Annotated in this window: 19 protein-coding genes, 1 pseudogene and 1 riboswitch; of the genes and pseudogenes, 13 read left to right on the top strand and 7 right to left on the bottom strand. The window is 48.1% G+C overall.

Annotated features, from left to right (window positions below; all coding sequences use genetic code 11):
* Position 1: 1 nt before the first annotated feature.
* The gene (locus tag DXA55_RS02770; RefSeq protein ID WP_147341986.1) at positions 2 to 955 is read left to right on the top strand and encodes a hypothetical protein; all 954 of its coding nucleotides are present in this window, start codon (positions 2 to 4) and stop codon (positions 953 to 955) included.
* Positions 956 to 1,243: 288 nt separating this feature from the next.
* On the opposite strand, the gene DXA55_RS02780 is transcribed toward DXA55_RS02770, so the two are convergent.
* The 5 genes from DXA55_RS02780 to DXA55_RS02800 form a co-directional block, all read right to left on the bottom strand.
* The gene (locus tag DXA55_RS02780; protein WP_022461231.1) at positions 1,244 to 1,885 is read right to left on the bottom strand and encodes an ECF transporter S component; all 642 of its coding nucleotides are present in this window, start codon (positions 1,883 to 1,885) and stop codon (positions 1,244 to 1,246) included.
* A 212-nt stretch (positions 1,886 to 2,097) separates the two neighbouring features.
* Positions 2,098 to 2,226: riboswitch (FMN riboswitch) on the bottom strand.
* Between the two features lie 78 nt (positions 2,227 to 2,304).
* Positions 2,305 to 5,268, bottom strand: a complete 2,964-nt coding sequence (locus DXA55_RS02785) for a beta-glucosidase (RefSeq protein ID WP_117812979.1) — start codon at positions 5,266 to 5,268, stop codon at positions 2,305 to 2,307.
* A gap of 195 nt (positions 5,269 to 5,463) precedes the next feature.
* Positions 5,464 to 7,182 (bottom strand): extracellular solute-binding protein, encoded by a 1,719-nt coding sequence (locus tag DXA55_RS02790; RefSeq protein WP_117812980.1) that lies wholly within the window; start codon positions 7,180 to 7,182, stop codon positions 5,464 to 5,466.
* 101 nt (positions 7,183 to 7,283) lie between these two features.
* Complete coding sequence (locus DXA55_RS02795; RefSeq protein ID WP_117812981.1) at positions 7,284 to 8,147, bottom strand: carbohydrate ABC transporter permease; 864 nt, start codon at positions 8,145 to 8,147, stop codon at positions 7,284 to 7,286.
* Between the two features lie 12 nt (positions 8,148 to 8,159).
* On the bottom strand, positions 8,160 to 9,095 hold the full coding sequence (locus DXA55_RS02800; RefSeq protein WP_173841824.1) for an ABC transporter permease: 936 nt from the start codon (positions 9,093 to 9,095) through the stop codon (positions 8,160 to 8,162).
* 363 nt (positions 9,096 to 9,458) lie between these two features.
* Here DXA55_RS02800 and DXA55_RS02805 point away from each other — a divergent pair, with 363 nt between their 5' ends.
* From DXA55_RS02805 to DXA55_RS02830, 6 genes are all read left to right on the top strand, one after another.
* The gene (locus DXA55_RS02805; RefSeq protein ID WP_117812982.1) at positions 9,459 to 10,172 is read left to right on the top strand and encodes a response regulator transcription factor; all 714 of its coding nucleotides are present in this window, start codon (positions 9,459 to 9,461) and stop codon (positions 10,170 to 10,172) included.
* Positions 10,138 to 10,677, top strand: a complete 540-nt coding sequence (locus tag DXA55_RS02810) for a hypothetical protein (RefSeq protein ID WP_117812983.1) — start codon at positions 10,138 to 10,140, stop codon at positions 10,675 to 10,677. The genes DXA55_RS02805 and DXA55_RS02810 overlap by 35 nt, the downstream gene beginning before the upstream one ends.
* A gap of 104 nt (positions 10,678 to 10,781) precedes the next feature.
* Positions 10,782 to 11,897: a sensor histidine kinase gene (locus DXA55_RS02815; RefSeq protein WP_147341987.1), complete on the top strand. Its 1,116-nt coding sequence runs from the start codon at positions 10,782 to 10,784 to the stop codon at positions 11,895 to 11,897.
* Between the two features lie 90 nt (positions 11,898 to 11,987).
* Positions 11,988 to 13,079 carry a glycosyltransferase family 2 protein gene (locus DXA55_RS02820; RefSeq protein ID WP_117812985.1) on the top strand — a complete coding sequence of 364 codons (1,092 nt, stop codon included), beginning with the start codon at positions 11,988 to 11,990 and terminating at the stop codon, positions 13,077 to 13,079.
* Positions 13,076 to 14,005, top strand: a complete 930-nt coding sequence (locus tag DXA55_RS18045; RefSeq protein WP_117812986.1) for a YfhO family protein — start codon at positions 13,076 to 13,078, stop codon at positions 14,003 to 14,005. The genes DXA55_RS02820 and DXA55_RS18045 overlap by 4 nt, the downstream gene beginning before the upstream one ends.
* Positions 13,927 to 16,095: a YfhO family protein gene (locus DXA55_RS02830; protein WP_158565015.1), complete on the top strand. Its 2,169-nt coding sequence runs from the start codon at positions 13,927 to 13,929 to the stop codon at positions 16,093 to 16,095. The genes DXA55_RS18045 and DXA55_RS02830 overlap by 79 nt, the downstream gene beginning before the upstream one ends.
* A gap of 39 nt (positions 16,096 to 16,134) precedes the next feature.
* Here DXA55_RS02830 and DXA55_RS19130 read toward each other — a convergent pair whose 3' ends face one another.
* Entirely contained in the window at positions 16,135 to 16,347 is a 213-nt protein-coding gene (locus tag DXA55_RS19130; RefSeq protein ID WP_306665944.1) for a DUF6783 domain-containing protein, read from the bottom strand.
* Between DXA55_RS19130 and DXA55_RS19135 the strand changes: the two genes are divergently transcribed.
* From DXA55_RS19135 to DXA55_RS02850, 4 genes are all read left to right on the top strand, one after another.
* Positions 16,267 to 16,440 carry a DUF6783 domain-containing protein gene (locus DXA55_RS19135; RefSeq protein ID WP_308054139.1) on the top strand — a complete coding sequence of 58 codons (174 nt, stop codon included), beginning with the start codon at positions 16,267 to 16,269 and terminating at the stop codon, positions 16,438 to 16,440. The genes DXA55_RS19130 and DXA55_RS19135 overlap by 81 nt on opposite strands.
* Positions 16,431 to 16,823 carry a VOC family protein gene (locus DXA55_RS02840; RefSeq protein ID WP_055227805.1) on the top strand — a complete coding sequence of 131 codons (393 nt, stop codon included), beginning with the start codon at positions 16,431 to 16,433 and terminating at the stop codon, positions 16,821 to 16,823. The genes DXA55_RS19135 and DXA55_RS02840 overlap by 10 nt, the downstream gene beginning before the upstream one ends.
* 358 nt (positions 16,824 to 17,181) lie before the next feature.
* Positions 17,182 to 17,460, top strand: coding sequence for a helix-turn-helix domain-containing protein (locus tag DXA55_RS02845; protein ID WP_055227803.1), 279 nt, complete (start codon positions 17,182 to 17,184; stop codon positions 17,458 to 17,460).
* Positions 17,447 to 18,586, top strand: a complete 1,140-nt coding sequence (locus DXA55_RS02850) for a type II toxin-antitoxin system HipA family toxin (RefSeq protein ID WP_117812988.1) — start codon at positions 17,447 to 17,449, stop codon at positions 18,584 to 18,586. Before DXA55_RS02845 ends, DXA55_RS02850 begins: the two co-directional genes overlap by 14 nt.
* 209 nt (positions 18,587 to 18,795) lie before the next feature.
* On the opposite strand, the gene DXA55_RS02855 is transcribed toward DXA55_RS02850, so the two are convergent.
* Positions 18,796 to 20,619: a S8 family peptidase gene (locus DXA55_RS02855; RefSeq protein ID WP_117812989.1), complete on the bottom strand. Its 1,824-nt coding sequence runs from the start codon at positions 20,617 to 20,619 to the stop codon at positions 18,796 to 18,798.
* A 171-nt stretch (positions 20,620 to 20,790) separates the two neighbouring features.
* Between DXA55_RS02855 and trkA the strand changes: the two genes are divergently transcribed.
* Together trkA and DXA55_RS19140 are read left to right on the top strand one after the other, a co-directional pair.
* Positions 20,791 to 22,164, top strand: a complete 1,374-nt coding sequence (gene trkA / locus DXA55_RS02860) for a Trk system potassium transporter TrkA (RefSeq protein WP_334291864.1) — start codon at positions 20,791 to 20,793, stop codon at positions 22,162 to 22,164.
* A gap of 15 nt (positions 22,165 to 22,179) precedes the next feature.
* Positions 22,180 to 23,621, top strand: a pseudogene (locus tag DXA55_RS19140) (TrkH family potassium uptake protein).
* Positions 23,622 to 23,640 lie beyond the last annotated feature (19 nt).

Raw genomic sequence — 23,640 nt, forward strand, 5'->3', positions numbered from 1 at the left:
AATGATACTCTACATCGCTACAACAGCCGTCATCCTTGCTGTCTTTTTCGCTCTCGCCTGGAAAATCTACCTCCCGGCTGTCCTCGGCATGAGCGAGACCACCAGCGAAAAACGCATTTTATCCAAAGAAGAAGTGACCCGAACCGTCAAAAGCAAAAATCCGGTCCGCACCTATGCGATGATTGAATGGAAAAAACTGTACCGCACACCGGCCTGGTTCATGAATTGTGTTCTGATGCCTCTCATCTGGCCGGTCTTCATGCTTGGTATTGCCCTCATTTCAATCATTTCCAGCCTTGGCATGGCTAAAACCACCGGCCTTTGGACCCGGCTTGTCGCCGATGGCACCATATTCCGCCTCCTGAAAGGGGAACTGCCCGTCGCAGTTGCCGTCCTTACCGCCGCCGGAATCGCCGTCATGATGTCCATGTTCTGCGTGATCTCCGCCACAGCGATGTCCCGAAAGGGCAGCGAATACATCTATATGAAATGCATTCCGATGAGCTATCACGACCAGATCCGTGCCATGCTGGTAAGCGGCATCCTGATCAGTCTCCTTGGCACCTTGCCGTACGCTCTGGTCTTCAACATGATTGCTGTCGTCTTCGGTCTGCACCCGGCGACCCTTCTTTACACCACGGTGATCACGGTTTTATTTACCCTGTTCGTCAACTATGAACAGCTCCTTTTTGACCTTGCATTTCCGAAATTAAACTGGGAAAACGAAACCGCCGCCATAAAATCCAACAACCGCTCCCTGATCTCCGTCCTCATCGACCTCACCGTCGGCGCAATCCTGATCGGAGCCGGCTACCTGCTGTACGGAAAACTTCACCTCAACATCCACATCACCACGAGCGTGATGATTCTGCTTACCGCAGTCCTGACCTTTGCCATGCGAACCGCCCTTTTTAAATGGGGCGTTCAAGTGATGGAACATCTGGAAAGCGCTTAACAGTTTCGAGACATAATAACAATATTAAAATGTGATAGAAAAGAGATTTCAGCCAATGTGCGGATCTCTTTTTTTTGCGCTCCTTTCCAATTTCGCTGCGTATTTTCTTTTATCGATTATGCTTCATTGTACTACTAAAAGACCTGTGTGGGCAATCCATTGCCGCCATTCCCCGAAAATTTTAAAAGACGGACAAAAAACAGAGGATTTCTCTCTGCATTTTGTCCGTCTCTCTACAACGTATTTATTGGATTCTCCGTTTACGGAAATGATTTCGGAAATGATGAACTAATTCATCGCCTCACCCTTCAGCAGTCTGCTGATGTGCTTGTACAGAAGCATGGTTACCAGTGATACCACAACACCTTTGATGATATTAAACGGTACAACGGCAAACAGAACAAAGGTCGGAAGGCTTGTAATTGCTTTGTTGACTGCAGATCCCATTCCCACAAGGGCATCCATCGGCATTCCAAAGGCTGCTGCATAAGCCGGAAGCAGTACAAAAGCGTTCAGAAGACCGCCGGCTGCTGCCAGAAATACGGTTCCGACTGCCATACCGATCATGGCATTTTTCTTTGTTTTCTGTGTTTTGTAGATCCATGCGGCCGGCATAACATACGCACAGCCGATCAGGAAGTTTGCTACTTCGCCAACACCTGCGGTGGTACTTCCTTTCATGACAAGGTTCAGCAGAATCTTAATCAGCTCAATCGCAGCTCCGGCAAGAGGTCCCATCGCAAAGGCTCCGATCAGCACCGGAACTTCGCTTAAATCAATCTTGTAGAAACTCGGGGCAAACGGAAGCGGGATGTCAAAAAACATCAATACGACTGCGGCGGCGCCGAGCATTGCCACCTGTACCATGTAACGGGTTTTTCCGATTTGCGACATCTTTGATGTCTGTTTTGCTGTTGTCTGTGCATTCATAACTGCATTTCTCCTTTTTTCTGGAGATCTTGACCGGTTCTGCCGGAAGTAACGAGTCCAAATACGCTCCACGAATTTGAACTCATTTTCGCGGCAGTCGCCAAGGTCACGTGCAAGCACGGACTTTGGCTCGTTGCCCGCGAAAAAAAGTGCCCTGAATTCCTTTTCTTGAATTCAGGGCACCAAAAATATTTCCATGCAAATAAATTTTATTTCATCTTCTTTCATCCAGACTTTAACTGTTGGTCCCGGAGTTGCACCGAGTCAACCGCTGTTTGATATCGCAGCGGGTCGCGGACTATACCGCCAGTAGGGAATCACACCCTGCCCTGAAGATCTCCGTATTTTGTTTTTACAGGAATATTTTATTCATATTCACACAATTTGTCAATACTTTTTTCAGACAATACATGATCTGGTTAGTTTGCTACGCCCATCTGAATTTTTCCTGTGCTCTTATTTTTCAGCACACGCAGATAGCAGATCCGCATATCTCCCTTCAGGACAAGACGGATCTCAGATACGCCGTCCGTCTGCGGTCTGTCTGCGAGGGAAATTTCAACATCCTCATAAACCGGCTCGCGGTACCGGTTGCGCTCTTTTACTTCTTCCTCCGCATAGCGGTCCAGTTTCGGGGCGCTGCGGAACTCACAGGTTCTTGTGTCACCGGTAAAGCTTCCCATCGAAACACCGTCCACAAAGGCTTCCACACTGCCGCCGTGTTCACTCTTCACATGAAGCGCCAGAACAGCAGCATCGGAAAGATCACAGTCACGGTAAACGAGAACACCTTCTTTCGTCTCATCCTGCACGCGGACTGCCTTGAAATTGAAGTGGCCTTCCGTCAGATACATGTTCTCGTAATCATCGTAGTGGTCTGCCGCGGTAAATGCACTCAGATCGCGTACTCCCCTTTTTCCGCCCGGAATAAAGATTTCTGCGGAAACGGCTTTGTCCTTGCAGGATGCGCCCGCATAGATTTCATACGTTCCTTCTTCTACCATCAGTCTGCGGCTGATGACATCGTAGAAGCGAAGCTCCTCCACCGGGATTTCCAGTGCGATGTGTCTCGTCTCGCCCGGGGCAATGTTTTTCACACGGACAAAATCAAGCAGCTGGCAGATTGGTTTCTTTACGCAGGATTCCAGAGCGGAACCGTAGATCTGGACGACCTCGTCGCTTGCGGTAGCGCCCGTATTTCTCACATCGAGAGAGATCTGCAGCAGACGGTCATCTTTTAAGGAAATCTTATAGTTCTCATACGCAAATGTGGTATACGTCAGGCCATAGCCGAATGGATACAATTCCTTCCCGTCGAAATAGCGGTACGTTCTTTTTCCTTTGATGATGTCGTAATCGTCAATGTCCGGCAGCTGATCGATACTCTCATACCAGGTCATATTCAGACGGCCGGCCGGTGCATAGATTCCAAGCACAGCCTCTGCCATTGCGCTTCCCATATCCTGGCTTCCCGTTGCAGACATGATGATCGCCGGCAGTTTTTCCATCGCTTTCTGAAGTGTGTACGGATAATTCGTAAACAGCACCAGAACGGTATTCGGATTGACCTCTGCGATCCGGTCAAGCAGCATCTCCTGCTCCTCTGGCAGCTCCAGTGTGTTGCGGTCGATCTCCTCTTTCGCATTGATCACGGAGTTACAGCCGAGCGCAAGTAAAACCTGCTTTTTGCCCCGGACTGCAGCAACTGCTTTTTCAATTCCGTTTTCGACAACCTCCATCGTAATCGGAATTCCCTCCGTCTGCTCAAAGGAGAAAAATCCCTCTGCATCCTTATAAACCGGGTAATGGAAACGGTTGGTCAGCACAACGCTGCCATCCTCCTGCGGCTCCACGTGGAAAATCTCCATCACGAACCAGTCGAAGGCTTCCTCCCGGTCTGCCGCAATCTGTCCCATTTTCGGCTTTTCTCCCTGCGACTCTGAGAGTCTTGCACCGAGGTATTTTCCGGTACGGACACTCTTGAACGTATAGCTTCCCTCACCCCAGTATTCCTTGATAAACACATCTGGCTCATCTGCCATCTGAAGTGTTCCGTCTTCTGCTACGGCAAGACCTTTTCCATCACAGCGGAAAACAACGCGATCCAGACCATCCGCGAATGTAATGTTCTCCTGCTTCAGTACTTCCATCCCCTGCAGGAAGGTTGTGCGGTATGGTGCCGTTCCGCCGTACCAGTCCTGATACCATGCATCACCAAGCGGTCCGACAATGGCAATATCTTCTGCTTTCAGGGCTTTGTCAAGTGGCAGCGCTCCGTTCTCATTTTTCAGAAGTACGATCGATTCGCGGCTCAGCTCTTTACAGATTTCACGTGCCTTCGGGGAATCGATATCGTCCTCGGTCACACGGTCATACGGATTCAGATTTTCCCGATCATAAACGCCGAGACGAAGCTTCGTCTCCATCATACAGCGAATAGAGCGGTCCATATCCTCTTCTTTCAGAATGCCAAGCTCATATGCCTCGCGTGCCGCCTGCTCTACCATACGCGGATCGTCAGACATGGCATCCACACCGGCTTTCAGCGCCGTTGCGATCGTCTCCGCATGCTGTCCGAAATAGTGATGCAGATTCACGACAAGTCCCATCGCACCGCCGTCGCTGACAACGTGACGGAGACCGTACTGTTTTTTCAGAATATCGGTCACTTCCGGATTCAGGATACCGATCGTTCCGTTGATCTTGTTATATGCCGTCATAATGCCCTCTGCGCCGCCATCCTCAATACATCTGCGGAATGGCTCCAGATACAGCTCATATTTGTTCCGCGGGTCAATGGAAGAATTTTTCCATCCGCGGCCGACCTCCGTGTTGTTTCCATAGAAATGCTTTAAGGTCGCTGCACAGCGCAGATACTTCGGATCATCGCCCTGCATTCCCCGGATATAAGCACCGGCCATTTTTCCGGTCAGCACAGGATCCTCTCCGTAACCTTCTTCGTTTCTTCCCCATCTCGGATCGCGCTCAAGATCAACGGTCGGAGCCCATCTGCTGAGTCCATGGCCCTGATGGCGGTGCCATACGACGCGCGCCTCGGTTCCTGTTATTTCACCGGCCTGTCTGATCAGCTCCGGGTCCCAGGATGCACTCATACCGATCGGCTGTGGGAAGGATGTTGTCACATCCGGTTTTCCAAGACCGTTCTGATCGTTTCTGCCCTCAACGCCGTGTGCCGCCTCACCGCCCACAGAGACTCCCGGAATGCCAAGGCGCGGCAGATCCGGGGAAGAGCTGGCGAGGTATCCCAGTTTTTCTTCGACCGTCATTTCTTTTAACAGCCAGTCGATTCTTTCCTGATCCGTCAGTGATGCATCCCAGAACGGTGTGTTTTTGTTTACCTGAAACTCCTTCTTTTCTGTCATTTTCCAAAAACCTCCCTATGATTTTGTCTCATGAAATTGTTTGCAGATTTTCCATATACTGTTATCTTTTTACAATGTTTCACATTTCCCATTACTGTCGCTGTATTTTAAAACATGGCCTGATATTTAATAATATCAGACCATGTTTTTATGCCGCCTTCCGTTCAACGGCAAAACCTTATGTTTTTGCTTTACTTACTCTACATCAACAAGTTTGGTAGCAAGGAACTCTGTCATAGCTTCTTCTGCATCTGCCAGACCATTGTCTGTCAGCTCCTGTACCATGGTCTCCCAGTTTCCATCAAACTCATCTTCGGTACCAGTTACGCATTTAACAAGTCCCGGCCAAGCAATTTCGTCCAGAATTGTCTGTTTCTCAGCAAGTTCCTGTGGCTGCTGATATGCCCACAGTGCAGAGTATGGAAGAAGATCGAACTCTTCCGGCTGTGCAAACATGTCGGTCAGCATCTCAAATCCCATCGCTTCGCATCCTTCTTTTTCTGCTGTATTGTAGTTTGCAATAACAGACTCTTTGGTAGTTGGAGTGTATGGGAATCCGTCTTCAGAGTAGGAACCTGTTCCGTAGATCGGGAATCCAGTGTAGTTGTCAATACCGGTGTTCTTTGCATAATCCGGATCAGACTGAGCTTTTGCAACTTCTTCATCGGTACGATATGGCTGTCCGTCATCATCGAGGAAGTAGTTCTCGCCTTCGATACCCCAGTGATACAGGATCTGTCCTTCATCGGAGCACAGATAGTCAAGGAATTTGATGGCACGAACCGGATCTTCACAGCTCTTGGTAATTCCAATACCCCAGCCAACGGTAGTTCCCTGATACAGAAGGGCTTTTTCTACCTGATCTTCTCTTAAGGTTACAGGAAGTCCAACATAAGTCTGATCTACTTTTCCATCTGCTACCAGAGTAGCTTCGCACTGGCTGTAATGCCACTCAGCATCGGTGATGGCAACAACACGGCCGCTGGCAACTTTTGCAATATAGTCATCATCTGTCTGCGTTGCAAAGTTCGGATCCAGGATACCTTCGTTGTACATACGGCACAGCCATTTGAAGTATTCTTTCTCTTCATCTGTTACATGTTTGTAATGTACGTTGTACTCGTCGTCAATAATCCACTGTCCATTATCCGGGGATGCATCAGCGATCAGTCCTGCCGGGTTTCCAAGGGTAATCATCCAGTGCCAGTCAGAAGCACTCATGGTGATACCGATCATATCCAGACCATCTTCTGTTTTTGGATGTGCTGCAAGATAGCTCTTGATCATTTTTTCATACTCATCCAGTGTCTTCGGATATTTATAATCGTTCTCTTTTAATGCAGCCCACTGAATCTGGCAGCTTCCGCCTGTTGTCAGGGTTTTCTGGTTTACACCTGCGTAGGAAAGCTGATAGATTCCAGGATCATCCTGGCTCCATTTCAGTTTTTCCATCTCTGCTCCGTACATTTTTTTGATGTTTGGACCATATTTTTCAATCAGGTCTGTCATATCAATCAGCGCGCCTGCCTGATACAAATCCGTTGCTGAGCCTTTTGCATAAATCATGTCCGGATACTCATCATTTGCGATCATCAGCGCAACATCTTCTTTTGCATCACCCTGGGATGCTACCGGATAGGAAACATCAAGTGTAACGCCTGTTGCCTCTGTGATTGCTTTTGCTACCGGGTTATCCCAGTTGCCGTTTTTACCATCAGCGTTAAAATACTCAAAGGTAATCGGAGATTTGTCATCTGCATCATCTGCTGTCTCGCCTGAAGAACTTGCCTCTGCCGCTGATCCAGTCTCTGTGCTGGAACCTCCCTTGCTGCTGCCACTGTCGGAACCGCATCCTGCGAGCATTCCGGCCACCATAGCAGATACTAACATGAGTGATACTACTTTTCTTTTCATAAAAGCCCTCCTTAAAATGGTTTATGTCATCCTGCACTCTTTCTTTCGCCTGGCAGGAATAAACATCATCTTTTCTAAAAATTTTTTAATACTGTTTTTTATCAGTCTTTAACAGAACCAAGTGTCATACCGCCGATAAAGTATTTCTGAAGGAACGGATATACAATAACGATCGGCACAGTTGCTACAATCGTTACGGCCATACGTACGGACATTGGTGTTACGGCCGTCTGTACATTGGTTCCTGCATGAACGTCCATTTTCATGGTCGCCTGGTTCATAATCTCATACAGTTTGTACTGCAGAGTCGGGAGTTTTTTCGCATACAGGTAAGTATCCATGAAGGAGTTCCACTGACCTACTGCATAGTACAGACCTACGGTTGCGATAACCGGTTTACAAAGCGGCATAACGACTTTATACCAGATCTGAAAATCGTTTGCTCCGTCGAGCTTTGCTGCCTCCTGCAGAGCCATCGGCAGTCCGTCGATATAAGAGCGGACCAGAATCATATTATAAACCCACATCAGACCAGGCAGAATGTATACCATGAAGTTATTGCCCAGCTTTAAGGTACGGATAATCAGAAGGTATTCCGGAATCATTCCGCCACCGACATACATGGTAACAACGAACAGAAGCTGAAATGGTTTGCGGAGTACGAAGTCTCTGCGGCTTAATGTGTAAGCAACCATCGAGGTACATACAATACCTACGATTGTTCCGATGATGGTTCTTGCTACAGAAATCACAGCCGGCATTGCAATGCCGCCGTCTTTAAATACATATTTATAGTTGCTTAATGTAAACTTTCTCGGAATGATGAAGTTTACATTCTTAATGGTATCCGTAGAATCGTTGAACGAAATCGCCAGTACGTTCAGAAACGGATAAATGGTGATGATGACGAGGAATACGAAGATTACCGCCAGTACGTAGTCAAATTTTTTTGCTTTCTTGTTCATATTCGCGTCCTCCTACATAAGTTTATCTTCGCCTACCAGACCGGCAATCTTATTGGCGATCAGCAGCAGGGTAACGCTGACTGCAGACTGGAATACACCGATTGCGGTACCAAGACCGTAGTTGCTGTTTCCAATACCTCTCTTATAAGAGAACCAGGAAAGTACCATCGTGTGATCCTCAACCAGCGGGTTACTAAGAAGCATCTGACGCTCCATACCTACGTTCAGGGCGCCACCGATACTCATAATCAGCAGTACGATGATGGTCGGTCGGATACCCGGCAGAGTGATGTGCCAGATCTTCTGCAGACGGCTTGCACCGTCCATATCAGCGGCCTCGTAAAGACCAGGATCAATACCTGCCATGGCGGACAGATAAATAATTGCGTTCCAGCCAACCTCTTTCCAGCAGTTGATCAGGATAATGGTTACCCAGATAAGCGGTGAGTTGGAACTCATCAGGTGCAGGTTCTTGCCGAAGATACTGTCAACAACACCGCCGTCGTTGAAAATATTCTTTGCAATACTTGCAATGATAACCCAGGATACAAAGTGCGGCAGATAAGAAATGGTCTGCGTTACTTTTTTGAACTTCATAAAGAACATCTCGTTCAGAAGAACCGCAAATGCGATTGCTGCGATCGTTCCAACCGCGATGTCAAGGAAGCTTACTCCCAATGTGTTGATTAATGTCTGTGTGAACAGACGGTCTTTAAATGCATCTGTAAAGTTCTTAAATCCAACCCAGGTTCTCTCCCAGATCGGAAGTGCGAACGTTGCCGGTTTTACCTCCTGAAACGCCATCGTCCATCCCCAAAGTGGAATATACTTGAAGATAATCAGCCAGATTACAAATGGTACTGACATTACAAGCAGCCAGCGCTGTTTCCACAAAATTGCAGGTGTGATTTTCTGTCCTCTTTTCTTTTTCACCTTTTCCTTCGCCATGCTCCCCATCCTTTCCGTTGTTTTGTGCGTTTTTATTACGCATTTTCTTTGCTTATTTGTGATATTTACATCATATCAAATAAAATCCCAGTTTGATATTGTGTATTTTGTCCACTTATATTGACTTTTTTTATCTTTTTCCACATTTTCAGGTGCTATGGCAGGCATTTTTACTAATTTATATGCGTTTGTTTTTATTTTTTACACCAGCTTACAATTCTACCAATCAGTGTTTTTTTTGTAAAAAAAGCAGGAAAACGTAATGGGGGATTACATTTTAAGAAAAATGTCAGTTTTTTATCCAAATAATCTCCGTTTTCTCTGCTATGATAAACACCATAGAACCAAGAGGGGAAAAACGAGATGAGCCAATACAACATATTAGTCGTAGACGACGACCGGGAAATCGTAAGATCTCTCGGCAAACTATTAGAACTGGAAGGCTACAGGGTAAAAAAAGCCTACAACGGCATGGAGGCACTCGACATCCTCATGACCGAACAGATCCATCTGATCCTGCTCGATGTCATGATGCCCAAAATGAACGGCCTTTCCGCCCTGATGAAAATAAGAGAAAAAAACAACATCCCGATTATCATGCTTTCCGCGAAAACCGAAGAGAGCGATAAAGTCATCGGACTTTCGATGGGCGCCGATGATTACGTGACAAAGCCGTATAATACCGCCGAACTCATGGCCCGTGTTAAATCCCAGCTCCGCCGTTACTTCTCCTTAGGCGCCGCAAACGGAACCACACAAAGCCAGGATATCCTGAAAAACGGCGGTCTGCTGCTGAACCGAAACACCAAAGAACTCCTGGTGGACGGTGAACCTGTTCGCCTGACCGCAACCGAGTACAAAATTATGGAGCTTCTGATGGAGCATCCCGGCTATGTATTCTCAGCCGAAGAAATCTACAGCCAGGTCTGGCAGGAGGATGCTTACAGCGTAGAAAATACCGTCATGGTTCATATCCGGCGCATTCGTGAGAAAATCGAAATTACGCCGAAAAATCCAAAATATTTAAAGGTGGTGTGGGGAATTGGATACAAAATTGAAAAAATTAACGGAAACTGAAAAACGCATCCTGCTGTGGATGCTTCTCGATCTTTCTATGGTACTGATTTTGTGCGGAAAGCTTCTGCGGAAATGGGCCAGTGAATTCGAGTGGGGAATGTGGCGCAACATCGAATGGGGTATCGGCATTGGAGTGACGGTAGTCGGCGTTTTGGGCATAGCCGCAGCCTTGTATCTGGTATGGAAATTCCGAAAAAATACCGGGAACTCGAAAATGACTGCTTTTGCCGGCAGCGAACCGGAAAAAGCGGGAAAAACAGCAAAAAGCAGCGAAGGGGCAGCCGCAGATAAGTCCGAGACAGATGAAATAGAAAAATCCCGGCAGATGCAGTTTGAGGCAAGAGCCGCTGCGGAAGCAGAGAAAGAGCAGCTGTTTCTGAAAAATCCGAAAAGGTGCCAAATGAGCTTCTGGTTCTTGTCGGAGGATTTGCTTTTTTCGGATGGCTTCAGCCGCTCCGGCACAGCTATGCCAGATACCGCATTGTTGCCGAATGGGGTACTGTAATAGAGTGTGTGCAGACAGGTCTTCTGTTTTTTGGAATCTGTGGCGTTTTCCTTCTCAGTGCCGGCATTCTTGTCTGTCGCTATGAAAAGAAACAACTGAGAGAAATGTCCTTTTTTTGCAGAGAAAGGAAGCGTTACAGAGATCGGACCAGCCTGGAACGGCAGCTTGCCGGTCAGAGTAAATGGCCGTTCCGTGTGGCACTGATTGCGGAACTTCTAATCGTGATTACCATGATCACCGGACTGATAAACGGAATGGATGGCGAGGTACTGTTTGTCATTCTTCTTGGGCTGACCACGCTGATTTTAATTCTGTTTGCCTGGAAAACATACCGCAGTCGCCTGAACCGGGAGATGGGCCTTTTGATGGAACAGATCCATACGATGGCAGAAGGCAGCATGGAAAGCCGGATCCATGAAATATCCGAAAAATCCCTGCTGTATCCGGCGTTTGCAGAGCTGGAAAATATTGAGAGCGCTATGCAGAAGAGCGTAGAAAAACAGATGCAGGCGGAGCGTCTCAAAATTGACCTGATTACCAACGTATCGCACGATCTGAAAACCCCGCTCACCTCGATGGTCGGCTATACGGATCTTCTGAAAAAAGAGGATCTGACACCGGCGGCACAGGATTACGTCGAAGTGATTTCTGTGAAACAGGAACAGCTAAAGGAGATGATCCAAAGCCTCTTCGAGCTCTCCAAATCGACAAGCGGAACCGAAAAATTCCAGATGGAAAAAATGGATATGAAACGGTTGATCGAGCAGACCCTCGCCGATATGGACGATGCGATTGCGCAGAGCAATCTGTCGTTCCGCACGGCGCTCGGAGATGAGCCACTGCCGTTCCTTGGGGATAATGGGAAAATGTACCGCGTGATACAAAACCTCGTGGAAAATATCCTGAAATACAGCCTTTGCGGAACGAGAGTTTACATTGACGCAGGGAAGGAAAACGGGGAAATTTTCGTGACGATGAAAAACATTTCCGCCTATGAGATGAATTTTGAAGCGGAGGAAATGATGGAACGCTTTGTGCGCGGCGATAAATCACGGACGAGCGAGGGGCACGGCCTTGGCCTTGCGATTGCATCAAGCTACACGGCCAACATGGGCGGCCGCATGGAGCTTGCGGCAGACGGCGATCTGTTTAAAGTCATCCTGCGTTTCCCGGAGGCAGGCGAGGATTCTGCAGCGGGAGAAACAGCCACAAAAACCTGACTTGCATAAGAATGAGACAGAAGCGGGATTGCAGCAGGAAGGATCTGCAGAAGGATTCTGAGAGAGTATGTAATCCCCGGGAGGAAAAAAATGGAGACAATCAGTATTATCATACCATGCTACAACGAAGAGGAAGCAATTCCGGTTTACTACGAGACGATGGTACGTCAGATGGATGAGATGGAAGAACAGCAGAAGGTTCAGTTCGAGCTGATCTTTGTTGACGACGGCTCGAAGGATCACAGCCTGTTTGAGATGCGCCGGCTTGCGCAGAAGGATATGCGCTGCCGTTACCTCTCGTTTTCGAGAAATTTCGGAAAAGAGGCAGCCATGTACGCCGGACTGCAGGCGGCCAAAGGCGATTACGTAACGGTGATGGATGTCGACCTTCAGGATCCGCCGTCCCTTCTTCCGAAAATGTACGCGATGCTGCAGAGCGGCACCTGTGACTGTGTAGCGGCACGCCGCAGTTCACGGGAGGGCGAGGGAAAAATCAAATCCTTCTTATCAAATGCCTTCTACGGTGTGATCAACCGCCTTTCCAGAACAGAGATTGTAAGCGGTGCACGGGACTACCGTCTGATGAGCCGCAAAATGGTGGATGCCGTGCTGGAAATGAGTGAGTACAACCGCTTTTCCAAAGGGATTTTCGGATGGGTCGGTTTTCACACAGAATGGCTGGAATTTGAGCACGAGGACCGTTGCGCCGGAACGTCGAAGTGGCCGCTTCGAAAGCTCCTCGCGTACTCAATCGACGGCATCACAGGTTTTTCCGTAGCTCCGCTGTCATTTGCATCTGTCATGGGCGTGCTTTTTTTCCTGATTTCTATGATTCTGATCGTGTTCATCATCGGAAGAACGCTGCTGTTTGGCGATCCCGTTGCGGGCTGGCCGTCGATGGCATGCATCCTTTTTCTGGTGAGCGGTGTACAGCTTTTCTGCACGGGCATTGTAGGCATTTATCTTTCCAAGACATATCTTGAAACAAAGCACCGTCCGATCTATCTCTTAAAGGAGACGAGTGAAGAGACGGTCAAGATGCACAGTGTGCAGCCGGTGAAAAAGCAGGAGAGTGCTGCAAAGAGAAGAAAAGATGCCCATACGGCAGAAAAGAAAAACGTGTATTTTCCAGGGTATGCCGACAAACGCCATGCTTCTGAAAGAGGAGAAATCCGGGCATGAAAAAGGAAATCTTAAAGGAAATAAGAGAGCCGGGGAAATCACGGAAAAAGAAAGGTCAGCCGAAAGGACGGCGGAACAGCTTTTTGGAAGGTCTTACCGGAAAGGATTTTACGGCGGCTGGTCTGTTTTTCTTTTCTTTGCTTTTGTGCCGGCTGTTCGTCCTGCAATACGGCGTATTCGGCTCCTCGATTGACTGGATCAGCCAGCACAGCACCCTTGCCGATTACTTCCGAAAGCGGTTTTACGCGACTGGAAACCTCTTCCCGGATTTCGCATGGAATCTGGGAGGAGGTCAGAATATTTACCATTTTGCCTACTACGGACTGCTGAGTCCGACCGTGCTGTTATCCTACCTTTTCCCGTTCATCCCGATGAACCTGTGGGTGATGGGTTCCTCCGCGCTGCTGTATGCGGCGGATGCAGTGCTTTTTTATCGCTGGATCAGCAAAAAGGGTCTGCATTACGGCAACTGTCTTTTTACATCACTTTTCTTTACGTGTTCTACCGCACTTTTATATCATTCCTATAATCAGCTTATGTTTGTCAATTATATGCCGTTTCTGCTGCTGGCTCTGCTGGGCGTGGATCGCCATTTTCAGAAGAGAAAGAGCGGTCTTCTGATTCTTTCCGTTCTTGGGATGATTCTGACCAGCTTTTATTTTTCGGTCGGCGGGCTGCTTGCGCTCACGGCGTATGCGGTGACGGAGTATTTGAAATGCGGTACAGAAAATGCTGCGTATGAAGCGGAACAGGAGAATCGAAAAGTGTCGCGGAATCAAAAGGCCGGGGCAGAGAAAAAGCAGAGGCAGGTGAAAAATCTGCCGGAACGGGTGAAACCTTGGTGGGTTTGCGGAGCTTTTTTGGCGCAGCAATCCGCTTTGCGCTTCCGGTCCTCGCAGGAATCCTTCTTTCCGGTATTCTGCTGATCCCATCGGCTGCCGCCTTGTTCGGCGGCAGCGGCGAGGGCGGACGCGGCACCGCAGCGGGCGGCATCGCAGGACTTTTTACCGATCCGGCGATGTGGAAACCGCAGTTTCTGATCCTGCGTCTCTGCTACACGCCGTACGGCATTGGCCTCTCCGCATTTGCGGGGGTGGCGCTTTTGGGCAGAGCGATCGGAAAGAGCCGGTTGCGTGAGAAACTGTTGTCCTTCCTTTTGCTGGTATTCTTTTGTATTCCCCTGTTCGGCTATCTGCTGAACGGCGGCCTGTACAGCAAAGATAAAGTATTCATCCCGTTTCTTCCGGTCCTCTGTGCAGAAGTCGGGCTTTATGTGGAAAACCAGCTTGTCCGGAAGCGGGAGTGTGGAAAAAATCGAAGCACCGGGAATTTTAAGCGCAAAGTCATGACAGAGCTGCGAGAATTGCTTCCGTACCTCATAGTTCTGATTCTGATGTGGAATGCAAAGCAAGAGACATACTTTGAACCATACTGGCATCTCGGCATACTGGATGTGATTTGTGTGACTGCGTGCTATCTGGCATGGCGGTGGTTTCCGGCAAAAAAACGGCTGCGGGGCAGAGAGCTTCCGTTTCTGCCGCTCGTCTTTAGTGCTGTGATTCTTGCATTTGCCGGAAAAGCAATCAATCAGGAAAAGCATGTGATGATCCCGCGTAAAACGTATGAAGCTCTGACGGACAGCAAGATTGCAGCGGCAATCCGCGAGATCCGTGCGGAGGATCCCGGCTGGTACCGTATGGAGCAGTATGGAGACGGCGGACAGAACCTTGCGAACGTCAACCGGATATGGGATATTGGACAGAATGTTTCGACGATTTATTCCTCGGCATACAATGCAGAATATAAGAAATTCCGGGACGAGACGTATGGGATTAATGAAGCCTTCCGCAACCGCATGATGCAGACGGTTTCCGATGATCCGCTGTTCTGGCAGTTCATGGGAGTGAAATATATTCTGGCAGAAACACGGCCGGAGGGGTATGAACTGTACCGGGATTACGGGGACTTTCAGGTTTATCGTGCCATATCCGCAGCGCCGGTTGCCTACGTGACAGACCAGGTGGTTTCCGAGACGGAATACAAATCATTACCTTATCCGCAGAACCAGGAAATACTGGAGACGGCAGCCGTGATCCCGGATCAGGAAATGCGGAAGACAACAGCGGCAATCCCGGATCAGGAAAAATCGGCGAAATCTGTGGATAATTTCAGAGCCGCTGCAGATTCAGATACAAAGAATGGTTCTGTAGGACCCCTGTTTCACAGTTGTTTTCAGAAAGTAAACCTTGAAATTCCAGAGACCGATCAGGAAGATCTGCGCATTCAGAAGACAGCGGACGGATATGAGATTGAGACGAAAAAATCCGTGACCGTCTCAGCAACGCTGCCGGGTGCCGCAGAGGGAGCAACGCTGCTCGCCGTTTCTTTCGAGGTGGAGAATCAGAAAGCGAGTCATGATATGTTTATCCGCATCAACGGCCAGACCAACCGCCTGACCGGCATCAACCATACGTATGCCAATGGGAATACACAGTTTAACTATCTTGTAACGATGAAAGAAGATGGAACCGTATTCATTCGGATGGGAAAAGGCCATTATATCCTGAAAAATTTTGAGACATGGACTGGTATGGCACAGCCGTTGGAAAAAACGGAGCAGCTGTACAGTCAGGCGGTTACCCTGATTGGCGGAACAACAGCAACATACGGCGGCGATGGCATCACAGGCGTGGTTTCCGCGGAAAGAGACGGATACCTCATCACCAGCATTCCATACGATGAAAATTTTGTGCTGAAAGTGGATGGGAAAGAAACACTGCTGTTCCGCGCAAACACGGCATTTCTCGGCGCAAAAATCCCATCAGGCGAGCACAAAATTGTTCTTGTGTACCATGCGCCCGGACGGACGGCTGGCAGTTGGTGCAGCCTGATGGGAGGAATGCTGGCACTCATCCTTGTGATCTGTGAAAAAAAGAAACAGCAAAACGGCAGCGAACGGGCAGGAGAGAGCAAAATGTTGCAAAAACAGCGGAAATATTATATCATCAGAGTGTAAAAATAGTTGTAGTGACACTTGGTGGAATGGAGCATATCTTTACAGCCGCAGGAAGAACTGGCAGCGTTTGCCCGTTTTGGAAACGCCGTTGCAAGCCTTTGTGTGGAGAAAAAAGGTGCTAGAGCGTGTCTGAAAAATCATTTCCGCAATCTGCAAGCTCCACTTTGCGGTATATTTTACCCTCATTCGGTTGCCGTAGCCCGCTACGCCGCCCTTATTCGGATAAAATCTCCCACGAACTGGGACTCGCAGCTCACGAAAAGCCTTTTTCAGACACGCTCTATTCCGGCCATGCCGGATCTGGCACAGGTAGAAAAAAGACTGGGGGATAAGAAATGGAATTAAGAGAGCAGTTAAATGGAATCCAGCATGTCGGTATTCCGACCAACGATATTGAGATGACGATTGCGTTTTATGAAAAGCTTGGATTTGAAATTGCATTCCGCACCGTAAATGAGGCGGCGGATGAGAAAGTGGCATTCTTAAAGCTTGGAACACTTGTGATCGAAACGTACGAAAACAAAGCTGCAGCACTGAAACCCGGAGCAATCGACCATGTGGCGATTGACGTAAAGAATATTGAAAAGGTTCACGAAATGATTACCGGGGCCGGTCTGAATACGACGCAGGATGAAGTACATTTCCTTCCGTTCTGGGAAAATGGCGTCCGTTTCTTCACGATCGAAGGACCAAATAAAGAAAAAGTGGAATTCAGCCAGTATTTGTAACGATTCCAAGCCATGCGAAATGGAAGAAAAATCGCGAATCATGCTTGCATGAATATCCGTTTGACCAGCAAAGCCTCTGCCGGAAAGCAAAATTTTTGCCCGGCAGAGGCTTTTTTACTTACTCTGAAACAAATACTACCGGATAGTCAAAAAAGCGCAAATTATCCCTATAGAGTAAAGGAGATGCAAAATTTATCTGCAGTTACAAAAACGGGGTGGAGTTTTTATGGAAACAGGGCAGGAAATCATTGTGCTTTCTGCACGTGAGTGGTAAAATAGAATAGATAATATATAATCTGTTTTGAATAAAAACAGGATATTTTAGATAACATATAATCTGTAACAAGAAGGGGAAAAAATGGAACAATTTATATGGGAAACTCCGGAAGAACTGGATCAAAAACTTGCGCAGCGAGTGAGAAAAATCAGAAAGAGACGTTCAATTACGCAGGAAAAATTAGCATCTATAAGCGGAGTGAGTTACGGCTCAATCAAAAGATTCGAAACGACAGGACAAATTTCCCTGTTATCTTTAACGAAAATTGCAATCGCACTGGATCTTGCAGATGAGCTCAGAAATATTTTCACGCAGGTACCGTATAAAGATATTCAGGAGGTTATCAATGAAACAAGATAAAGTACTGCAGGTGTGTTATGAGGATCAAACGGTGGGAACATTAGCTATGACGGCAGACCACAAAGTGGCATTTCAGTACAGTGATGAATGGCTGGAAACCGGATTTTCGATCAACCCATTTTCATTGCCTTTGCAAAAACAGGTATTTGTTCCAGTTAAGGATCATTTTGAAGGATTATTTGGGGTTTTTGCGGACAGTCTTCCAGATCATTGGGGCAGATTACTGTTGGATCGCCTGTTACGGGCACATAAACAAAATCCGGATGAACTGACCGTACTGGATCGTCTGGCGATTGTGGGCACATCGGGGATGGGAGCGTTGACATATCACCCGGAAAAGAATTTTCCAGAGGAGCAGAGCAGTGCAGATCTGGACAAACTGGCGGAAGAGTGTCAAAAGATACTGAATACAGAGTATTCGGATAAACTGGACGAATTGTATCTGCTGGGAGGTACCATCGGCGGAGCAAGACCTAAAATCATGACACCCATTGATAATGAAGAATGGATTATCAAATTTCCAGCGCATGTGGACGGAAAAGATGCAGGAAAAATGGAATATGACTATTCCTGCTGTGCCAAGGCCTGCGGAATTATGATGAGTGAAACGAGATTGTTTCCATCAGAAAAATGTAAAGGATATTTTGGAACTAAAAGGTTTGACAGGAGAAACTGTTTGAAAGGGAAAAAGAAAGTGCACATGTTGACGACAGCTGCAATTCTGGAATTGGATTTTGAGCAGCCAAGTCTGGACTATCATGGATTAATGAAACTGACAAAAATCATGACACGCAATTGCGATGAAGATGTTGAAAATATGTTCCGCCGAATGTGTTTCAATGTTTTTGCACATAACAGAGATGATCATTCGAAGAACTTCACGTATTTGTACGAAGCAGACGAAGATAAATGGCATTTAAGTCCGGCATATGATCTTACTTACAGTAATACGTATTATGGCGAACATACTACGTCAGTAGATGGAAATGGAAGAAATCCAGGCAGAAAAGAGTTACTGGCGGTAGGAACTGGTGCAGGGATGAAAAAGACAAGGTGTGAAGAGATCATAGACGAAATTGAGAAAAAAGTAAAGGAAATGTTGGAAGAATATCTTTTGGGTAAGTGATTCTCTTTGCATTCAAAAAATTTTAAACAGCAAGTTATTAACAGTTAAATAAAAAAGAGTTGCCAGACAAATGAACACTATAAGTACCTTGCTACGAGTTTTATTTTCGTAGCAAAGTACAAGATAGTACAGAGATAAAAATATGTCTCATTTGTCGTTTAACTCTTTACATTGCGCTTTTATTTCTTCTATCGAATCCTTCAATAACTTTAATCTGGCAGGCTACTTTCTAAACAAAGTCGTCCCCATCCCACCCGCCTGTTCGGGTATTCGCTCTCGGATGCGATGGGTTTTGCGCCTGCGATGAGATAAGCTTTCAGCTTTTCACCATATAAAAACGGGTCATTTCCGCGCAGAATACCCCATTCCATCATAAGAGCGGCGCTTCCCGATACAAAAGGCGTGGCAAACGAGGTGCCGGTGAAGGAAGCATAGCCGCCGCCGGAACGGGGAGCTGGGATATTGACACCCGGGGCGGCGAGATCAGGTTTAATTTCGTGGAGAATACGGGTATAGCCGCGGCCGGAGAAGCTGGCATAGGAGGAAAGGCGGGGATCGTAGGCACCGACCGTGATGGCGGAGCGGGCGGTGGAAGGGATGGTGAGTGTGGTGTCGGCAGTGGGGGAGAAGAAGCGTGTCTGTGAACCGACGGCGTTTCCGCCGGGAAGCCAGAGGTCAAAGGAACCGGAGATCAGGCGGCCGGGGGTGAGACGCAAGGTCCAGATGCCGTTTTCGACGGACAGATGGTTTCCTGCGCCCTGAAAGGTCAGGTAAATTTCCTGCGCCTGGCTGTAGGGGGATGGCATGCCATAAAACAGGAGAAGTTCTGTCGGACCAAGCGTCAGACGCGCCGTGCCGAGGACAGGAGAGAGCGTGCCGGAGCGGATGCCGCCGGGGGAAATCAGTTCGATCGAGATTTCATCCCCATAAACCTTCCAGATCTGGAGACTGAACGAGGATTCATAAGCACCGACCTGAAATTCAACGGAGACAGCGCGGTCAGCCGTTGCCGAGACCGCAGACGTCGCAGCCGGATCAGATGTCGCACGGACTGTTTGCGTCTGACCGGACGACTTGCGATCCGACTTTAGGTTCCCGGCATAATGGCGCCCGGTATCCCCTTCATTTCCTGCCCCGATACAGATCACGTTCTGCCCTAAATTTGACACTGCATTCAAATACGTTTCAAGTAAGGAATCCCCGCTGTGCGAACCGTAATTATTCCCGAAGCTCAAATTAATCACAAGCGGCCGCTCCACCAGAAGTGCATATCTTACGCAGAAATCCACCGCCTGCAGCAATTGCGATGTCCGCGGCAGATCCGCCGGATCAGGATTTCCAAGCTTTACGACCACGAGTGTTGCTTCCGGTGCCACGCCCTGCATGGCCGCATCTGCCGAGGATCTCCCATTTCCCGCTGCGATTCCGAGCACCGCTGTCCCATGCCCCGTCACATCGCGGGACGGCACGAGGGCAAACCGTTCTTCCGGCGTAGAAGATGCAAGTGCCTCATTGATCTGCCGCCGTGTATATACCGACCCAAGAGCATACCCCATCGGAGGATTCCCCGGAATCGTCTGATCCCATAAAATTGCAATTCGGCTTGTCCCGTCCGGTGCGCAGAAATCAGGATGCGCATAGTCCACGCCTGAATCAATGCATGCAAGCAGCACCCCATTCCCAGACAGACCCATAACCCCCTCCTGCACAGGCGTAATACAGGATATGCTCCGCACAAATGCATCTGCGAAATAAAGTAATTTCGGTTTCTCCAGATAGGTAATCTGCGGCAGTCCTGTCACGTAATCCATCAGGGACTCCGGAACCAGAAGAATGGCATACGAAAACAGCAGCAGCGTCACACGAACTCCCTGCTCCTCCAGAAAAGCCAGGTCTCCCTGATACTGTACAATTACTTCCCATGTTTTGCTGTAAGAGTTATAACCTGCCGAAAGCTCCGGCACACGCCGCCGTTCGACTTCCGTTGCGGCCAGCGCAAGGTTCAACAGGTTTTCCCTTTTTTGATCAATCATTACAAAAACTCCGTCCAAAATGTTGTTAAAATCTATTCCGCTTTTCCTGGAAATATGATATAATCGCCATCGTACAATAGGGGTACAGATCTGCTTTTTGGAGTGCATCGAAAAATGGTTTTACGATGCCGCCTGGCGGGTCTTTACTATTTTACGCGAAATGCTTTTGCATTGAAGGGAGAGAACATGAAAATTATCATTGTGGGCTGCGGAAAAGTCGGAACCGCACTGACCGCCCAGCTGAGCCGCGAGGACAACCTTGTGACGGTCATTGACACAGACAGTATTGTCGTCCGCAACGTCTCCAACACCTACGACGTTATGGGAATTGTAGGAAACGGAGCAAGCTATCAGGTGCTTCAGGAGGCGGATATTGAGCATGCGGATCTGATGATTGCCGTAACCAAAAGTGATGAAATGAACCTGCTTTGCTGTGTCATCGCCAAACAGGCAGCAGACTGTCACACCATCGCCAGAGTTCGAAATCCGATGTATCGGGAGGAGAGAGAATTTATTCGTAAAAAGCTGGGTCTGTCCATGATCATCAACCCGGAGCACGCGGCCGCCATGGAAATGGCAAGACTGCTGCGGTTCCCATCTGCGATTGAGATCGACAGCTTTTCCCGCGGAAGAATCGAAATGCTGCGCTTTAAAGTGCCGGAAACATCGAAAATTGTCCATATGTCGCTGCGTGAGCTGGCCGGAGCGCTTCAGTACAGTCTGCTGGTCTGTGCTGTTGAGCGAAACGGCGAGGTTTACATACCGGATGGAAATTTTGTGATCCAGGCAAAAGACAGCCTTTCCATCATTACCACACCGCAGAACGCAGAGAGCCTGTTTAAGAAAATTGGTGTTCATACAAACAAGGTACACAGTACGATGATCGTCGGCGGCGGTGAAATTACGTATTATCTCGCAAAATCACTGGCAAATATGAACGTCGATGTCAAGATTATCGAGAAAAATAAGGATCGCTGTGAGGTTTTAAGCGAAGCACTGCCGGATGCAACCGTTATTTACGGTGACGGAAGTGACCAGGAGCTCTTAAAAGAGGAGCGCATCCAGAATATGGATTCCTTTGTGGCCTGCACCGATATGGATGAGGAAAACATCATTCTGTCGCTGTATGCGAAAGAGAAGGTATCCTCAAAGGTTGTAACGAAAATCAACCATCTGGAATTTAATGATGTTATCCACAGCCTGAACCTGGACAGCCTGATCTACCCGAAACACATCACCGCAGAGTACATTCTGCAGTATGTCCGGGCAATGAAAAACTCCATCGGAAGCAACGTTGAGACGCTGTATAAGCTGATGGAAGACCGTGTGGAGGCTCTTGAGTTTATCGTGAACCAGAATTGCCGTATGATCGGCATCCGTCTGCAGGATATGAAAACACGGCCAAACCTTCTGGTAGCAGCGATTAACAGACGGGGAAAGGTCATCATTCCGGGTGGACAGGATTCCTTTGAGGCAGGAGATTCCGTCATTATCGTAACAACGGAAACCGGTCTTCAGGATATCCATGAGATTCTGGCAGAGTAACGGGGGAAGCGGATTATGAACTATAAAATGATTCGTTTTGTCATCAGCTGGGTGCTGAAAGTGGAAGGTATGCTGATGCTGTTTCCGGCGCTGGTCGGAGCCATGTATCAGGAAAAGACAGGCTTTGCGTATCTTATCTGGGGACTGCTCTGCATTGCGGCCGGTCTGATCCTCTGCTTCAGAAAACCGTCCAATATGGAAATCTATTCCCGCGACGGATTTGTCTGCGTTTCGTTAAGCTGGGTTGTCCTTGGTGTTTTCGGAGCGGTGCCGTTTGTAATTACGGGGGAAATTCCGTTTTATATCAATGCGCTGTTTGAGATCGTTTCCGGTTTTACAACGACAGGAGCCAGCATTTTGAGTGATGTGGAAGCCCTTTCACACGCCAGCCTGTTCTGGAGAAGCTTTTCTCACTGGATTGGCGGTATGGGCGTTCTTGTGTTCATTCTTGCATTGCTTCCGATGAAGGGCGGTTCCGTCATGAACCTGATGAAGGCAGAGAGCCCGGGACCGACCGTTTCCAAATTTGTTCCGAGAGTGCGCGGAACCGCTAAAATTCTGTATCAGATTTATCTTGGCATGACACTTTTTACCATTGCTGCTCTGCTGCTTTCCGGCATGAAGACATTTGATTCTGTCACACTCGCCATGGGAGCTGCCGGAACAGGAGCTTTGCCGTGTTGAACAGCGGTTGTGCAGTGTACACACCACTGCAGCAGTGGATTCTGACAATCGCCATGATTGCGTTCGGTGTGAATTTTAACTTTTATTATCTGATGCTTTGCAAAAAGGGAAAGGCCGCCATTTCGTCCCAGGAGGTAAGAGCGTATTTCCTGATTATCCTTCTGGCAGGAGGCGTGATTTCCTGGAATACCTATCCGATGTACCATTCCATCGGTGAGACAGTACGGACCGCCTTTTTCCAGGTCGGATCGATTATCACGACAACGGGTTATTCCACGACGGACTTTGACCTCTGGCCGGAGCTGTCAAAATGTATTCTGGTGATGCTGATGTTCATCGGAGCCTGCGCCGGTTCAACGGGAGGCGGAATCAAGGTTTCGCGAATCCTGATCCTCTTAAAAACCGTGAAAAAAGAGCTTGGTTCGATCGTACATCCGCGCAGTATCAAACGCATCCGTTTCGACGATCACCCGGTAGAGCATGAGGTTCTGCGGGCGATCAACGTATTTTTGATTGTTTATCTGGTGATCTACAGCTTTTCCATGCTGATCATCAGTGTGGATGGATTTTCCTTCGAGACAAACTTCACGGCAGTTGCCGCAACACTGAACAACATCGGACCGGGTCTTGACCTGGTAGGACCGACCAGTAACTTCTTTGGATACGGTCCGGTTTCCAAGCTGATTCTGATTTTTGATATGCTGGCAGGCCGTCTGGAACTGTTTCCGATGCTGATTCTTTTCTATCCGTCTACCTGGAAGAAGAGAGGATAAAGCGGTTCACCGGGAAGAA

Origin of the sequence: Blautia sp. OF03-13, from assembly GCF_003460685.1 — a bacterium.
Lineage (GTDB): Bacteria > Bacillota > Clostridia > Lachnospirales > Lachnospiraceae > Fusicatenibacter > Fusicatenibacter saccharivorans.

What these genes read in the sequence shown, in the direction of transcription:
- DXA55_RS18045 (WP_117812986.1), top strand. Translation starts at nt 13,076, where the DNA reads ATGAAAAAGGAAATCTTAAAGGAAATAAGAGAGCCGGGGAAATCACGG.
- DXA55_RS02805 (WP_117812982.1), top strand. Translation starts at nt 9,459, where the DNA reads ATGAGCCAATACAACATATTAGTCGTAGACGACGACCGGGAAATCGTA.
- DXA55_RS02815 (WP_147341987.1), top strand. Translation starts at nt 10,782, where the DNA reads ATGTCCTTTTTTTGCAGAGAAAGGAAGCGTTACAGAGATCGGACCAGC.
- DXA55_RS02840 (WP_055227805.1), top strand. Translation starts at nt 16,431, where the DNA reads ATGGAATTAAGAGAGCAGTTAAATGGAATCCAGCATGTCGGTATTCCG.
- DXA55_RS02770 (WP_147341986.1), top strand. Translation starts at nt 2, where the DNA reads ATGATACTCTACATCGCTACAACAGCCGTCATCCTTGCTGTCTTTTTC.
- DXA55_RS02855 (WP_117812989.1), bottom strand. Translation starts at nt 20,619, where the DNA reads ATGATTGATCAAAAAAGGGAAAACCTGTTGAACCTTGCGCTGGCCGCA.
- DXA55_RS02850 (WP_117812988.1), top strand. Translation starts at nt 17,447, where the DNA reads ATGAAACAAGATAAAGTACTGCAGGTGTGTTATGAGGATCAAACGGTG.
- DXA55_RS02845 (WP_055227803.1), top strand. Translation starts at nt 17,182, where the DNA reads ATGGAACAATTTATATGGGAAACTCCGGAAGAACTGGATCAAAAACTT.
- DXA55_RS02790 (WP_117812980.1), bottom strand. Translation starts at nt 7,182, where the DNA reads ATGAAAAGAAAAGTAGTATCACTCATGTTAGTATCTGCTATGGTGGCC.
- DXA55_RS02785 (WP_117812979.1), bottom strand. Translation starts at nt 5,268, where the DNA reads ATGACAGAAAAGAAGGAGTTTCAGGTAAACAAAAACACACCGTTCTGG.
- DXA55_RS02780 (WP_022461231.1), bottom strand. Translation starts at nt 1,885, where the DNA reads ATGAATGCACAGACAACAGCAAAACAGACATCAAAGATGTCGCAAATC.
- DXA55_RS02795 (WP_117812981.1), bottom strand. Translation starts at nt 8,147, where the DNA reads ATGAACAAGAAAGCAAAAAAATTTGACTACGTACTGGCGGTAATCTTC.
- DXA55_RS02820 (WP_117812985.1), top strand. Translation starts at nt 11,988, where the DNA reads ATGGAGACAATCAGTATTATCATACCATGCTACAACGAAGAGGAAGCA.
- DXA55_RS02800 (WP_173841824.1), bottom strand. Translation starts at nt 9,095, where the DNA reads ATGGCGAAGGAAAAGGTGAAAAAGAAAAGAGGACAGAAAATCACACCT.